The sequence below is a fragment of the Rhizobium sp. BK379 genome (assembly GCF_014193955.1).
Lineage (GTDB): Bacteria > Pseudomonadota > Alphaproteobacteria > Rhizobiales > Rhizobiaceae > Rhizobium.
Genome location: NZ_JACIAD010000006.1, coordinates 313,034 through 327,817 on the forward strand (window position 1 = coordinate 313,034; position 14,784 = coordinate 327,817).

The 14,784-nt window shown below is 60.5% G+C and carries 13 protein-coding genes; 4 read left to right on the forward strand and 9 right to left on the reverse strand.

Features of this window, described 5'->3' with window-relative positions:
• Positions 1-4: 4 nt before the first annotated feature.
• From FHT93_RS25425 to FHT93_RS25435, 3 genes are read right to left on the reverse strand one after another with little or no spacing between them, the layout of a single operon-like run.
• Positions 5-745: an ABC transporter ATP-binding protein gene (locus FHT93_RS25425; protein WP_183850014.1), complete on the reverse strand. Its 741-nt coding sequence runs from the start codon at positions 743-745 to the stop codon at positions 5-7.
• The gene (locus tag FHT93_RS25430; RefSeq protein ID WP_183850016.1) at positions 721-1,599 is read right to left on the reverse strand and encodes an ABC transporter permease; all 879 of its coding nucleotides are present in this window, start codon (positions 1,597-1,599) and stop codon (positions 721-723) included. Before FHT93_RS25430 ends, FHT93_RS25425 begins: the two co-directional genes overlap by 25 nt.
• A 41-nt stretch (positions 1,600-1,640) precedes the next feature.
• Positions 1,641-2,612 (reverse strand): ABC transporter substrate-binding protein, encoded by a 972-nt coding sequence (locus tag FHT93_RS25435; protein ID WP_246781737.1) that lies wholly within the window; start codon positions 2,610-2,612, stop codon positions 1,641-1,643.
• A 482-nt stretch (positions 2,613-3,094) separates the two neighbouring features.
• Here FHT93_RS25435 and FHT93_RS25440 point away from each other — a divergent pair, with 482 nt between their 5' ends.
• Entirely contained in the window at positions 3,095-4,660 is a 1,566-nt protein-coding gene (locus FHT93_RS25440) for a diguanylate cyclase (protein ID WP_348649805.1), read from the forward strand.
• 14 nt (positions 4,661-4,674) lie between these two features.
• On the opposite strand, the gene FHT93_RS25445 is transcribed toward FHT93_RS25440, so the two are convergent.
• A complete protein-coding gene (locus FHT93_RS25445) occupies positions 4,675-5,541 on the reverse strand; it encodes a LysR substrate-binding domain-containing protein (protein ID WP_183850027.1) in 867 nt (288 codons plus the stop codon).
• A gap of 144 nt (positions 5,542-5,685) precedes the next feature.
• On the opposite strand from FHT93_RS25445, the gene FHT93_RS25450 reads away from it, so the two are divergent.
• Entirely contained in the window at positions 5,686-6,543 is an 858-nt protein-coding gene (locus FHT93_RS25450; protein ID WP_113014523.1) for a DUF1989 domain-containing protein, read from the forward strand.
• Between the two features lie 35 nt (positions 6,544-6,578).
• Here the strand turns inward: FHT93_RS25450 and FHT93_RS25455 are convergent, their stop codons facing one another.
• Positions 6,579-7,844 (reverse strand): glycerate kinase, encoded by a 1,266-nt coding sequence (locus FHT93_RS25455; protein ID WP_183850029.1) that lies wholly within the window; start codon positions 7,842-7,844, stop codon positions 6,579-6,581.
• A gap of 175 nt (positions 7,845-8,019) precedes the next feature.
• Between FHT93_RS25455 and FHT93_RS25460 the strand changes: the two genes are divergently transcribed.
• On the forward strand, positions 8,020-9,312 hold the full coding sequence (locus tag FHT93_RS25460; RefSeq protein WP_183850031.1) for an MFS transporter: 1,293 nt from the start codon (positions 8,020-8,022) through the stop codon (positions 9,310-9,312).
• Positions 9,313-9,380: 68 nt separating this feature from the next.
• On the opposite strand, the gene FHT93_RS25465 is transcribed toward FHT93_RS25460, so the two are convergent.
• From FHT93_RS25465 to FHT93_RS25475, 3 genes are all read right to left on the reverse strand, one after another.
• Positions 9,381-10,841 (reverse strand): MFS transporter, encoded by a 1,461-nt coding sequence (locus FHT93_RS25465; RefSeq protein WP_113145199.1) that lies wholly within the window; start codon positions 10,839-10,841, stop codon positions 9,381-9,383.
• A gap of 63 nt (positions 10,842-10,904) precedes the next feature.
• Positions 10,905-11,741, reverse strand: coding sequence for an alpha/beta hydrolase (locus FHT93_RS25470; protein WP_112546125.1), 837 nt, complete (start codon positions 11,739-11,741; stop codon positions 10,905-10,907).
• A 12-nt stretch (positions 11,742-11,753) separates the two neighbouring features.
• Positions 11,754-12,914: an FAD-dependent monooxygenase gene (locus FHT93_RS25475; RefSeq protein ID WP_112546126.1), complete on the reverse strand. Its 1,161-nt coding sequence runs from the start codon at positions 12,912-12,914 to the stop codon at positions 11,754-11,756.
• A 110-nt stretch (positions 12,915-13,024) separates the two neighbouring features.
• On the opposite strand from FHT93_RS25475, the gene FHT93_RS25480 reads away from it, so the two are divergent.
• Positions 13,025-13,954, forward strand: a complete 930-nt coding sequence (locus FHT93_RS25480) for a LysR family transcriptional regulator (protein WP_112972669.1) — start codon at positions 13,025-13,027, stop codon at positions 13,952-13,954.
• Positions 13,955-13,960: 6 nt separating this feature from the next.
• On the opposite strand, the gene FHT93_RS25485 is transcribed toward FHT93_RS25480, so the two are convergent.
• Complete coding sequence (locus FHT93_RS25485; protein ID WP_112972668.1) at positions 13,961-14,773, reverse strand: inositol monophosphatase; 813 nt, start codon at positions 14,771-14,773, stop codon at positions 13,961-13,963.
• Positions 14,774-14,784 lie beyond the last annotated feature (11 nt).

Sequence of the window (14,784 nt, forward strand, 5' to 3'; positions counted from 1 at the left end):
GGTTTCAGGCGGCGCGGCGGCCCGGGGCATCAACCCCGAGCCGGCTCAGAAGCCGGGTTCGGATCTGTGCGAAGCGCGGGTCGCCGTGGTCGCGAGGCACGGCCAGGTCGATGCGCAGATCCTCCACCAAGCGGCCCTCGTCGAGCACCAGGATCCGGTCGGCGAGTGAGATCGCCTCATCGACATCATGGGTGACGAGCAGGACGGCGGGGCGGTGTTTTGCACAAAGCTCCCGCAAGAGATCATGCATCTTCAGCCGGGTCAGCGCATCGAGCGCGCCGAAGGGTTCGTCAGCCAGCAGCAGGGCCGGCTCGCGCACCAGCGAGCGGGCAAGTGCCACTCTCTGCTGTTCGCCGCCGGACAGTTGGTTCGGCCAGGCAGTTTCGCGTCCTTCGAGACCAACTTCGGCGAGCGCCTTGCGTCCGGCTTCCTGTCCGGTTTCACCCGGCAGGCCGAGCGTGACGTTCTGAATGACCGTGCGCCAGGGCAGCAGGCGGGCATCCTGAAAGACCACCGAAAGCCTTTCCGGGGTCTCGAGCGTACCCGTTCCCTTGACCTCATGATCGAGGCCGGCAAGGGCTCTGAGAAAAGTGCTCTTGCCTGATCCGCTTTTCCCGAGCAGGGCCACGAATTCGCCCTCACCGATATCGAGATCCACACTGTCGAGGATGGTCTTCGCCGAAAAACGTCGCACGAGATTTTCGACGCGGACGGCAGGCTTCAGTTGGCCAGAGTGCGGCGCCATGACAGGACCCTCCGTTCGAGCAGGCGGACGAGACCGTCCGAGACGAGGCCGAGCAGCACGTAGACCACGAGGCCGACGAGAATGACGTCGGTCTGGCCATAGGTGCGGGCAAGATCGATCATGTAGCCGAGGCCGCTGGTGGAATTGATCTGTTCGACCACCACGAGCGACACCCAGCAGAGCGTGACGGCAAAGCGCAAGCCGAGGAGGAAGCCGGGCAGGGCGCCGGGCAGCACGACCTGGAAGACAAAGTCCTTCTGGCTCATGCGCAGCGTCTCGGCGAGTTCGACGTAGCGGCTGTCGATGCTGCGCAGTGCGTTGTGGGTGTGGATGTAGATGGGGATGATGACGGCAAGCACGATGGTCGTGACCTTCATGCTTTCGCCAATTCCGAACCACAGAATGAACAGCGGGATCAGCGCCAGCGTCGGGATCGCGCGTTTGATCTGGATTGGCCCGTCAATCAGCGCCTCGCCGATGCGTGATAGGCCGGCGATAACCGCGAGAGCCGTGCCGATGACGAGGCCGATGCTGAGGCCCAGCAGTGCGCGGGTCGCAGACGTCACGAAATTCTCCTGCAGGCGACCCTCGGCGATCAGCCGACCAAAGGCCTCGATGACCGTCCAGGGGGCAGAGAGAATGCGCGGATCGATCCATCCGAATGTCGATCCAGCGATCCAGGCAAGCACCAGCAATGCCGGGCCGATCTGAAGTCCGAACGGTATCTCGCGTCCGGGACCGAGCCTACGGCGAGCGCGGGAGGCTGCGTGTTTTGCTGTGGTTGTTATGCCGGCGCTCTCGCGCGGCGCTCGCCGTGAGGTCTTGACGTTATCTGCATCCCAGGTGGTTGCCATGCTTGCGATCTCCTCTCTTCGCTATGGAACGGCGCGCGTGATCACTGGCTTCTTGGCAGGGCGCCAGCAGCGATTTTTTCGAAGCGGTTGTCGAAGATCTGTTCGACGTCGAAGGGCTTGTAGCCAAGCTCGTCAGCCAGGAGGTTGATGGTTTCCTGATGGCGCTTCTTCACGTCTGCCCAGCTATCCGGAATGACCTGGGCGCCTGAGAGCTTGACGAGAAATTCGGCATCCTCGCGGCTGAGACCCTGCTGGCCAATATAATATTCCTTGATCCAGATCTCGGGGTTCTGATCGACCCATTCGGTTGCCCGTGCCCAGAGGCGGACGTATTCGGCCAGGGCGGCCGCCTTTGCGGGATCGTCCAGCACCCACTGCGGTGCATAGAGGTGGGAGGGGTCGTCACGAAGTCCGTGCTCGATTAGGCTCGCGCCATCGGAGCCATACTGGCCGACGTAGCGACGGATATTGACGCCGCCGAGCGGCGCAATATCGACCTGCTTGCTGGCGAGCGCCTTCGGATAGACGTCGCCGGTGCTCGGCAGTTCGACCAGTGTGGCGTCTTTCTTCGTCAGGCCTGCGGCATGAAGCGCACGAAGCACAAGTGTACCCTGGGCCTGGCCAGGACTGAAGGCGATGCGCTTCCCGCGGAAATCTGCGAGCGACTTGACATCGACGCCAGGCGCGATGCCGAAACGGTAGATTGGATTGGCAGTCGGGTCCTTCCGTTCGCGATAGGCGATGTTGCGGACCGGCAGGTTGTTCCAGGTTGCAAAGATCGACGGGATTTCGGCTACCGAGCCGACATCAAGTGCATGCGCGCGGAAGGCTTCGGATGTCTGGGGCCCACCGCTGAGATTTGCCCATTTGACTTCGAAGGTGAGTTCCTTGACGAGGCCGGAAACCTCGAGAGCCTTCTGTGTCACGGGATCGCCGATCGTCAGAACCGTCCCGGGCGGCACTTTGTCGAGCAGCGGTGCGCTTGCCTCTGTCGCTGCAACGTTGCTGAACATGCCGAGGGAGAGGAGCCCGAGCGCAACCGCTCCCAGAGTTTTTGCCAATGTCATCGTTGATGTTTCCCGTTTAAGGTTGCAATGTCAGGAGGCGATAACGGGAAGAGTGTCGAATTCTCTATTAAATCTATAGACTATTTATTTCTTTCGTTCGCCTGTTCGTGAAAAATCGTACCAATTGTGCCGGTGACGCGGACGCACGCATTGTTTGCTGAAGACGTGAAGATTACTGCGTGGGCGAGAAGACGCGGCCCGCCGTCGTAATGAGGTCGAGGTCAGTACAGTGAAGCCCATGCAATGCCGAGGGCTCCTCCTCGCGGATCATTGCAACCGGATCGCCTCTTAGCTTTCCGGAAACCTTGTCTTGCTTCGGGACGGCTTTGAAATTCTCGCACCGTGAGACTTGGTTACATTCCTTTACGTTCCGCTGTTAAAGTCACAGTCGAAATATCTGCTGAAGCGACTTAACAGTTGGGCTGACGATGCTTGGTGCCGAGATCCTTGCATTCCTCAAGGCGTGTCCAATGGCGGTGCTCGTGTTCGACACCGCTGGCCGCGTCATCTTTGTCAATGACGAAGCCGGACATCTCCTCCATCTCGAAAGTCAGCCTGCCGGAGTCGATATTGCCGAGCTCATGCACGAGTGGCCCTTGCTCTCAGGCGTCTCTACCGCCCTCGTTGGCGATCGTGCCGGTCATCGTCGATTATGCCGGGTACAGGTCATAAACTGGTCCACGGGTGCAGAGACGGTCACAGCCGCTTTCCTTGAGCCTGTCGATGACGAGCGTCCTGCAGGTTATGCGGCGCGCGAGGCAAATCTGCGCCTGCGCTATGTCATAGAGATGCTGCCGGAGGCGGTCTGTGTGTTCGACGCCAACGATCGCTATGTTCTCTGGAACCAGAAATATGCCGAGCTCTATGCTGATATAGCCGAGTACCTCAGGCCTGGCGCTGCGTTCGAGGATATTTTGAGGACCAGTCTCGCAGGGGACAGGATGCGTGAGCTCGTCGACGACAAGGAGGCCTGGTTCAGCGCTCGCATGCAGAAATTCCGTCAGCCGGTTTCGCAGGAGGAACAGCGGTTGCAGGACGGCCGCTGGCTGCGCCACGACGACCGGCGCACGCCCGACGGTGGCGCCATTGGTATGCGCATCGACATTACCGGCCTCAAGCAGCGAGAAGACTGGCTTCGCCAATTGTTCGATGCCAATCCCATGCCCATGCTTTTGTGCGATGGCGAGAGCCTCGCCATCCTCCAGGCCAACCAGGCGGCCGTCGATTTCTATGGCTTCCAACCAGCAACGCTATTGTCAAAGCGGGCCTGCGACATGCATGTCGACGGCGAACTCCAGGCATTTGAGAAGATCCTCCTTCATCTCGATGGTGACCGTGATGCACGGACGATCTGGCGGCAGGCGACGCTGGACGGATCGGAGCGCCATGTGCTGATCTATGTTCGCCAGCTCCACGAAGGGGCCGAGCGCCGGCTGCTGCTCACCGTGGCCGACGTCAGCGACAGAATTCTTGCCGAGGCTGAGGCCAACCGTTTGGCACATCACGATATTCTCACAGGCCTGCCAAACAGGATGCAGTTCTACAAAGCGCTCCAAAAAGCCCTTGCATCGGAGGACAGGGAGAGGGTCATCATCTGCTGCCTGGATCTGGATGGGTTCAAGCCCGTCAATGATACGTTTGGCCATGCTGCCGGCGATGAAGTCCTAAAAAATGTCGCCAACCGGCTGCAGATGCATGCGCAGGGCCATCTGGTCGCCCGCCTCGGCGGTGATGAATTCGCCATCCTGATGAGGGGGCAAAGAGGTGAGGCGATTGGTCTCGCCGAGCGCTGTATCGACGCCTTCGAACAGCCTTTTGCCATCAATGGTCTTGCTATCCGTCTCGGTGTCAGCATCGGCATTGCCGCGGTTGACGGAGTGGATGGAGAAGCGCTCATGCAGGAGGCGGACCGGGCGCTCTATCGTGCCAAGGCTGATGGCCGCAACACCTGGCGCATGACACCTCTCGATCTGCCTGTTCCGAAGCGGGCATAGGCCTGATCGGCCCGTCAGTTCTCCTGATTTGCAGCAAGCAGCCAATCACGAAGCGTTTTTGCCTCGCGCGAGAGGCCCTTTGCCTCGATGAGCCAGTAAGCCTTGTCCATATCGATAGCCCGGTCGAAGAGGGAAACGAGCGAACCTGCCGCGATCTCTTCTGCGATCAGGGCGGTCGGGCAAAGGCCGACGCCCTGGCCGCTGATCAACGAGCCGATCATGAGATTGAAGTCGGCAAAAATAGGTCCGGCTTTCGGCGAGGAATGGATGCCGGCGCCTGACAGCCAGCGCGCCCAGGCATCGGTCGTCTCGTCATGCAGGATTTCGCAGGCAAGCAGGTCGGCTGGCTTTTGAAAGGGGCCATGCCGGGCAAGGAATTCCGCCGAACAGGTTGGTCTGGTCTCGGCATCGAGGAGCTTTATGGCGCAGGAACCCGGCCGCACGCCGTGGCAGACGAGGAGATCGGCACCTGCCGCTTCAGGCGTCCTGGCATCCAGCGCGTAGACGATGTTGATCCGGATTTCGGGGAAGGCAATTCTCAGCCTCGGCAGTTGCGGAATGAGCCATCGCACCGCCATGGAGGGAATGCATGCAACGCTGACCGGGCGGCTGTTGGCTTCCAGCCTCAACTGCCCGGCGGCGACTTCAATATGCTTTAAGGCATGCGTGACGGCCGAGCCGAATTCCCTGCCGGCGGCCGTTAACGTCACGCCACGGCTATGACGCAGAAACAGGGGGATGCGGAGCCAAGTCTCCATTGCCTTCACATGCTGACTTATGCCGGCGGGTTTCAGGTTCAATTCGGCAGCTGCCCTGACGAAGCTTTCGTGGCGCGCGGCTGCTTCGAATGCCCGCAGTGATGCGAGAGGAAAGTTTCTCATGGCAGGATGACTAAGCAAAACTTGTCCAGAGAGCAAGGGACAGCTCAGTTGCCCATTGGCGTGGCCCAGCTAAGAGTGCTCGGAGATTATTGCGTGTCATCGGGCGCAACACCCGAAGACCGCTAGCGGAGCGAAAATATCAGGATGTCGAAACAGTCGATCGTGCCAGTTCCTTCCGACGCAACCGAACGGCGGTCAGCACCGCCCGTGGTCGTTTACCCAGTCGAAACTCTGCCATCCGCCGATCTCGGTCTGCTCGAGGCGGCCCGCCAAACGCTGACGAAGGTCGGCGAGGTAATCGTGCCGCCGCGCGAGGCAGGCAGCTTTCACGTTCCGCAGGGTCATTTCTTTCGCATCGTCAGTATCGACGGCCCGCAGGTCGGTGACCTCAATCTGTGGAACGCTGCAGACCTCTCCGAACGGTTTTTCAGCGGCAAGACACGAGCATTGCGGGCAACCCATGTCGGTGTCGGCGATCGTCTCTGGAGTACGCTGCCCTACCTGCGCCCCATGGCGACGATCACCTATGACAGCCTTGGCTGGTATGGGTGGGATGATGACGGAGCTGGCGTTCATGATGTCATCGGCACACGCTGCGACCCCTATACCAACCGATTGCTGAAGGGTAGCGATTACCATTACTGCTGCCATTCGAACCTGACGCGGGCGCTTGCGGCCGAGAGCGGCATGCCGCTCGAGCAAGCGGAAATGCACGTGCATGACGTCCTCAACGTCTTCATGTGCACCGGCTTCACTAGGGATACGCACCAGTATTTCATGAAGGCAAGTCCGGTACGGCCGGGAGATTTCATCGAGTTCTTTGCCGAAATCGATCTTCTTGGTGCCCTGTCGGCATGCCCGGGCGGCGATTGCGGCGCAAGCCATTCGAGCGATGTGGCCGCCTGCTATCCGTTGAAGGTCGAAATGTGGAAACCTGATCCCGCAGCACTTGCCGGTTGGACGCCGCCGGTGCGAAATCCCTATCCGAGAACGCATCGATAACAAGCACGTCGAGAAACTCCTTCGTGAAGGAGCGGTCAGACGATCAGGATTGCCCTGAAATCGTTGACATTGGTGCCGGTCGGACCGGTTTCGAAGAGGTCGCCGATCGCCTTGAAGCCGGAATAGCTGTCGTTGGCGTCGAGCACATTGCGCGGGTCGCGACCGGCGGCGCGTAGCCGCTTGACAGTCCCCCCGTCGGCAAAGGCGCCGGCATTGTTTTCCGAACCGTCGATACCGTCGGTGTCGGCGGCAAGCACGTGGACGGCGCTGTAGCCATCGATGGCCAGAGCCAGAGCGAGCGCGAATTCGCCGTTGCGTCCGCCTTTGCCGCCCTTTGCGCGCAACGTCACGGTCGTTTCGCCGCCCGAGAGGATGACGACGGGTTTCGTGAAAGGCCGGTCGCGACCGGCAACCTCGCGTGCGATTGCCGCATGTACCAGCGCCACGTCGCGCGATTCCCCTTCGACGGAATCCGACAGGATCGCCGGTGCGATGCCCTGCGAGCGGGCGAGTTCGGCGGCTGCCTCGAGCGACACGCCGGCCGAAGCGATGATGTGGTGCTCGTGACCGGCAAAGACCGCATCGTCCGGCCGTGGCGCATCGGCCTTCGGAGAATTCAGATGATCCATGGCAGCCTGCGGCAGCTTGAGGCTGTATTGCTGGATAATTTGAAGCGCATCATGCCGGGTCGAGCCATCGGGAACAGTCGGTCCGGAGGCCACGTGAGCGGGGTTGTCGCCGGGAATGTCCGAGACGATCAGGCTGACGAAGCGGGCCCTGGTCGCAGCCGCCAGCCGTCCGCCCTTGATCGTCGAGAGATGCTTGCGCACGACGTTCATGGCCGAGATCGGCGCACCGGAAGCCAGAAGCAGCTCATTGAGCAGAATCTCGTCCTGCAGCGTCAGTCCGTCAGGCGGGGAAGGCAGCAGCGCCGAGCCGCCACCACAGATCAGTGCGATGACAAGGTCATCCTCGCTCAATCCGGCGACGGTCTCGATCAATCGTCTGGAAGCGGCAAGGCCGGCAGCATCGGGCACGGGATGGGCGGCTTCTATGATCTCGATATTGTCCGTTTCGCAGCCATAGCCGTAGCGGGTGACGACCACGCCTTCGAGCGGCCCATCCCACACGCTTTCCAGTGCGCGCGCCATCTGCGCGGCACCTTTGCCGGCGCCTATCACGACCGTCTTGCCCTTTGGTTTTTTTGGCAGATGCGCAGTGATGCCGGTCAGCGGATCGGCAGCGCGCACGGCTGCGGAAAACAGGCTGGTCAGGAATTCGCGGGGGGAGAACTGGGTCATGATGATCTCTCTGGAGATACGGCAGGAGCGGGTAAGCTTCCGCTTCGTTAGCGATGACAATCGACATATCGCTTGTCAATGGAAGAGCCGTCCCCAACCGTTCGGTGTGATTGATAATGGTCCCGATGCGGCTATCTATTGAAGAGAAAAGCAACAATCATTTGGAGAATTTGCAATGGTCAACGAACAGCAGTTGATCTCGAAGATTACCTGGCGCCTCATGCCATTCCTCGGAATCCTTTACCTCATTGCCTATATCGATCGTCAGAACGTCAGTTTCGCCAAGCTGGAAATGGTCGATGCGCTCGGCATGAGCGAATATGCCTACGGCCTTGGCGCCTCGCTCTTTTTCATCGGCTATTTCCTCTTCGAAGTGCCGAGCAACCTGTTCCTCGACAGGTTCGGCGCACGCGTCTGGTTCGCGCGCATCCTAGTCTCCTGGGGCATCGTCACTATCCTGCTCTCCTATACGCAGAACGCGACGATGTTCTATATCCTGCGCTTCCTGCTCGGCGTCTGCGAGGCAGGCTTCTTTCCGGGCGTGCTCTATCTTTTGACGCTCTGGTTCCCCTCGGATTATCGCGGCCGCATGGTTGGCCTCTTCATGATTTTCAGTGCGCTCGCCAACGCCATTGGCGCGCCGGTTGGAGGCATGCTGCTCGATCTCGATGGTTTCCTCGGTCATGCCGGCTGGCAATGGGTCTTTCTGGCGACAGGCATTCCGGCCGTCATTGCCGGTGTCATCACCTTCTTCTATCTCTATGACCGACCGGAAAATGCGAATTTCCTCAGCAAGGAGGAGAAGAGCTGGTTGGCAGATCGCCTGGCGTCCGAAAATTCCGGCATGGATCACAATGCCGAGAACGGCTTCAAGGCGCTCGTCGACCCCCGTGTCCTCCTGATGGCGCTTTGCTACATCGCCTTTCCGCTTGCCGCCTACGGCCTCAGTTACTGGCTGCCGACCATCGTGAAAGCCTTCGGCGTCAGCAACACCGTGAACGGCTTCCTCAACATCATTCCCTGGATCCTGGTGGCCATCGCCCTCTGGGCGGTGCCGGCTGCTGCGGACAAGGTGAAGACCAAGACACCCTATATCGTCATTCCCGCCTTCATCGGTGCGGCCTGCCTGCTGCTCTCGGCGCTCGTTCCGAACAATACGCTGCAGTTCATTTTCCTCTGCGTTGCCGCAGCGGGCATCTTCGCTCCACAGCCGGTCTTCTGGAGCCTGCCGTCCCGCTTCCTCAAGGGGGCGGGTGCTGCGGCCGGCCTCGCGGCCATCAATTCTGTCGGCAATCTCGGCGGCTTCGTCGCTCAGAACGTCGTGCCCTGGATCAAGGACGAAACCGGCAGCACGATTGCACCGATGTTCTTCCTCGCTATCTGCCTTGCCGCCGGTGCGCTGCTCGTCTTTGCTGTCGCCATGATCATCGCGCGTAAGGAGCATGGTGCCGTGCCACGCGGCGTCTGAGACCTTCGAAATGTCGAAGCCCCGGCATCACAGATACCGGGGCTTCGTTCCGCCAACGCTGCCGAGTGCTAGGAGGAAATGTCCTCGAGCTTGCGCCCACCGGTCTCGATCATCTGCGTTGCGGCAAGCGCACCGATCACAGCGACGATCCCGAACATGATGAAGACCGACTTGATGCCCTGTGCGCCGACCATGTAGCCGACCGTCGTCGGGCCGACGGCCGAGGCGATGCGAAGCCATGATGTGGCAAGGCCCGTTCCGACCGCACGCATGCGCGTCGGGTAGATTTCCGGCGTGTAGAGATAAAGCACGGCGTTGACGGAGCCGACGACGCCATAGGCAAGTGTCGCCAGCAGAATGAGCGACCAAAGGCTGTTTGCACCACCACCGGCGAGTGCGGCCAAGAGTACAGCGCCGATCAGGAAGGAGACGACGGCCCAGGTGCGCCGCCCGACACGGTCGATGCAGAAGGCGCAGACAAGCAGGATCACGACCTGTGCGACATTGGTCATCGAGGCTGCCCTCAGCGCGCTGCCGAGTTCCAGCGAATAGACGGTGTGATAGAGCGTCGGCATCCAGTTGTTCAGGCTGTTGGCCACGAAGAACGAGCTCGCCCAGAGGATCCAGGCGACGACGGTGCGCATGCGGAACGTCGGTGACAATAGTTCCCGCCAGCGGCTGCGTGGTTGAGGGGCCGCCGTCTGACTTTGCCCTCCGAGCGCCAGCGTTGCTTCGTTATAGGCGCGGTCGTCGAAGGAATAGCCGGGATCCTTGCGCCGTGCGCTTTCCTCGGCCTGGCGGATCACTTTTTCGGCTTCGTCGAGGCGGCCCTGGCCGATCAGCCAGCGCGGTGATTCCGGCAGCCGATAAAGCAGATAGGCAATCAGCAGACCGGGAATCCCGCCGAGCAGGAACAATGATTTCCAGCCAAAGATCGGCACGATCACTGTGCCCACCTGGCCCGTTACCATCAGGCCTATCGGAAAGATCAGCTCGTAGAGCATGAAGTTGCGACCGCGACCCTTGGCGCGCAGGAGCTCGCTGATATAGGTGGCGGCAACGGGCATTTCGCCGCCGACACCAATGCCCTGGATCAGACGGCAGATGAACAGCATATGGAAATTGCCGGCCATAATGCAGGCGACACTCATGACCGACATCAGTGCGGTGGCGGAGGCGGCCATGTGGACGCGGCCGAGCGTTTCCGCAAGACGGCTGAAGATAAGGGCGCCGACGAGCTGGCCGATATAGCTTGCCGCGATCATCCAGCCGATCTGAGCCGGCGTCAGGGCCCAGAGCTTGATCAGGATCGGTAGAACGAAGGCCAGCGAAAGCGCATCGAAGGCGTCGAGGAACGTAGCGCTCCCCATGATGATACGCGCCCGGCGATGCCAGGGCGTAAAAGGGATCGCTTCGAAACGGGCCGTCAGAAACGCGGCGCGGCCTGCCAGTCGTGTCTGTTGCGGGCCGTCGTGCGAAACATCGCCTGCAGCCGACCCGGCAACCAGTATGCTATTGTTGTCGTGCATATCATCCTCCCAGATCGGCACGTTTTAACAGGCCGGCGGCATCCCCCTGCCGCCAGTTTCACCCTATTGGGTGACAGCTTCAATCATCTTGCCGATCGCCTTTGCGATGACGTCGCTACATTCGATTGGCGTCAGATGCCGGGCGCCTGGCAGGATCGTCAGGGAAGCCCCAGGGATTGCGTCCGCAAGCTGGCGTGCGCTCTCGATCGGGGTTGCATAGTCTTCTTCCCCGACAATGACCGAAACAGGGAAGTGAAAGCTGGAAAGCGCACTGCGTAGATCGGCATCGCCGAGCATGATGCAGGTCGCCTCATAGGCATCGAGATCGTTGCGGACAAAGATCTCCATCATCTCCTGGATCTTGCGTGGATTATCCGCCCTGAAACGGTCGCCAAACCAGCGGGTCGCCTGAAAGGCGGCCATCGAGGCGAGGCCTTCGGCCCGCGCTTTCTGAGCCCGTGCCCGCCATTCTTCAGGTGCCTTTTCCCCGTACCAGGCGGTGGTATCGATAAGGACCATTGCCGAAACGCGTTCAGGGTGGCGCGCGGCAAAAGCCTGCGTAATGCAGCCTCCCATCGAACAGCCAGCAACGATCACCTTATCCCAGCCGGCCTTGTCCAGAACCTCGGCGACGTCATCGGCGTAGCGTTCGATGGCGTAGGAAAGGGGCGCACGGCTGCTCCAGCCATGCCCCCGGCAGTCGATGCAGATGATCTCCGCCTGACCCTGCAGGCCTGAGATGACGTCCGTCCAGATACTGCCGTCAAGGGCAAGCGAATGGATCAACAGCAGGCGCGGCTTTCCGGGCGTGCCATAATGCCGGAAGGCGATGGTCGCCTCATCCGAGACGGTCACGAACTCGTAGTGACCGTCCATCTCACGGGTTTCTTGCTGCAACATCTGCTGTTCCGATCAGCCGGCCATGGCCAGCTCGTTTTCGCCGACAAGCGGCACGTTCCAGGCGTCATAGCCGTAGAGCCACGTCGTATCGTCGTTACCGCCCGACATCCATGTGTTGGCACTGGAGATGGCCTGAATGCGAGACGTACGCGGCTTGCGGTTCGCCTCGTAGCGGCGGAAGGCGCCTTCGATATCGTCATTGTCGACGGCCTCAAGGCAGCGCGCCAGCACTGCGGCGTCCTCGATCGAGGTTGCCGCACCCTGGGCCATGTAGGGCGTCATCGGATGGCAGGCGTCACCGAGAAGTACAACGCGGCCATCGCTCCAGCGCGGCAGCGGCTCGCGTTCGAGAATTGCCCATTTGTGGCAATCCGGGCAGGCGTTGAGAACCATTTGTACTTCCGGATGGAAGCCTTCATAGGCGGCTCTCAATTCCTTGACGTCGCCCTTCGCCGACCAGGATTCAGCCGTCATCCAGTCGGCGGATTCGGGAACGCTCGTGACGAAATAGAGCGAGCTGCGGTCTGCGGCCGTGTAGTAAATGACGATGTGCCGGTCGAGGCCCCACCATTTCGTTCGCGAAGGCGCGATCGTGCCACCGTTCATCAGGCTGGCATCGAAGACTGCGCGGTAGGCAATACGCCCCTTGTGCAGCGGTGCGTCGGGACCGACGATGATTTCGCGCACCAGCGAGTGAACGCCATCAGCGGCAATGACCGCATCGGCTTCGACCTTGGTGCCGTCGGCGAAGGACAGGCTGACGCCGTCGTTCTTCTGATCAAGACCGACGAGCTTCTTGCCGAGATGGACGATCTCGGGTGGAAGCACCGAGTAGAGTGCTTCGTGCAGATCGGCGCGATGCATACAGAGGAACGGCGCACCATAGAGGCTTTCCGGCATCGGCAGCTCGCGCTTGATCTCGCCGGTGTCCCAGACGCGGTTGAGGTGGGAATAGGGTTCGAAGGCAGTCTTCTTGAGGCGGTCGAGTACGCCGATGCCGCGTAGTACATGCGACGAATTCGGCAGCATCTGGATGCCGGCGCCGACGCGTGCAAATTTCGGCGCCTGTTCGTAAACCTGGACGTCGATGCCGACCTTGCGCAGCGTCGCCGCAGCGGCAAGCCCGCCCATGCCGGCGCCAATGATCGCGATCTTCGGTTTGCTCTTGGCCATGTCGTCTCCTCCTGATGTGCTCAAGTTGGGAGAAGCTTAGAAGCGTGACTTCTGCATGTAAAATATTTATATTGTTCAACACTTAAACTCAAAAAGTTCTAGGTGATCCGATGGAACTCCGGCATCTCAGATATTTCGTGGCGGTTGCCGAGGAGGGCAGTTTCAATCGCGCTGCCGAGCGCCTGCACATCCAGCAGCCACCATTGGGACAGCAGATCCGCGATCTGGAATATGAGCTGGGCGTCCAGTTGTTCGACAGGTCTCCGCGCAGGGTCGCACTGAACAGTTCCGGCGAGCTCTTCCTCGAAGAGGCACGCGATATCCTGAGACGCGCGCAATTGGCGGTCGACAATGTGCGGCGCTTCAGCAAGGGCGAAAGCGGCCGGCTTTCTGTCGGCTTTACGAGTTCGGCTTCTCTGCATGTGCTGGCGCCGCAGTTCCTCCAGCAGTTTCGCCGGGCCTTTCCACTTGCCGAGATTGTTGTCGAAGAGAGCGAGACCTATGAGTTGATTCTGGCCCTTCAGCAGCAGCGCATCGATGTTGCGCTACTGCACATCGATGCGAAGCGCTTTCCGGAGCTGACCGCACGGGCTCTATCCGAAGAGGATATGCTGGTCGCAGTCCCGCGCAGCCACCCCTATGCGAAGGCGGAAGATAAACCCATGACGCTCGATATGCTCCATGGTGTCGATATGGTCGTTTACCGGCGCACGGACGGGCCTGGGATATTCGAACGACTTACCGAAACTTTCCGTAGCGCCGGCGTTACACCACGGATCGTCGATGAGGTTTCTCGAATCATCGCCGCCATCAATCTGGTGGCCGGTGGCCGTGGCCTTACGGTGGTGCCGGCGTCAATGCGGGTGCTTCATCAGGAATCTGTGGTCTATCGGCCGCTATTGCCCGGTGAACTCCCACCCCTGCCGCTGTATGTCGCCCATCGGGCCGATGCGCGGCTTGCTCTCATCCGCAATTTCATCGATCTCACGGAAAAGATTGCATTCAGCTCACCCGGGACCGGTGAGGTCGCGCGAACCTAGCGGATTTCAGGCCGGTTCATCCTGCAGCGAGCGGCCGACGAGCGTCAGGAGCTCGTCCCTCACGCCGGGCGCTGCGGCGATGACCGGGCCGCCGGTTAAAAGCGTGCCCTCGCCGGGGAAGGCTTCGGTCCAGCCTCCGGCTTCACGGATCATCAAGAGCCCTGCCATGCAGTCCCAGGAGTTGATATGGGGTTCATAATAGCCGGCCAGCCTGCCGCAGGCGACCTGTGCCAGCATGAGCGCACCGGAGCCATTGCGGATAAACATGCCGCCCGCCTCCAGCAGCAGGTGGATGAAGATCGACACCGGCTTCAGCGGAACGCGGAAATTGGCGCCGACACCAAGAAGCCCGGTACCAATGCTGGTGGTCTTATCGACGTTAATCGCCTTGCCGTTCAGAAAGGCACCTTCTCCTTTCCTCGCCACGAAGAGATCGCCCGATGTCGGCTGGCAGATGAGGCCAAGCACGGTCTCATCGTCCTTCATGACGGCGATCGAGATGCACCACTGGTCTATACCGTGCACGAAACAGCTCGTGCCATCGATAGGATCGACAACCCAGAGATAGCCCGAGGGGCCTTCCGCCAAACCTTCTTCTTCCCCGAGCACGCCGTCATCGGGAAAGGTGGCGGTGATGCGGTCACGAATCATCGCCTCCACGGCCTTGTCGGCCTGGCTCACAACATCCTGGCCGTTCAACTTGTGGCCGGTTTCCAGCGAGGAGAGATCGGAAAAGTAGGAGAGCGCTTTTCCCGCCGCATCGAGGATTACATCCCTGGCAAGGACAAAGCGGGCGTCATCAGGAAATTCGCAAAGCATGAGATACTTTC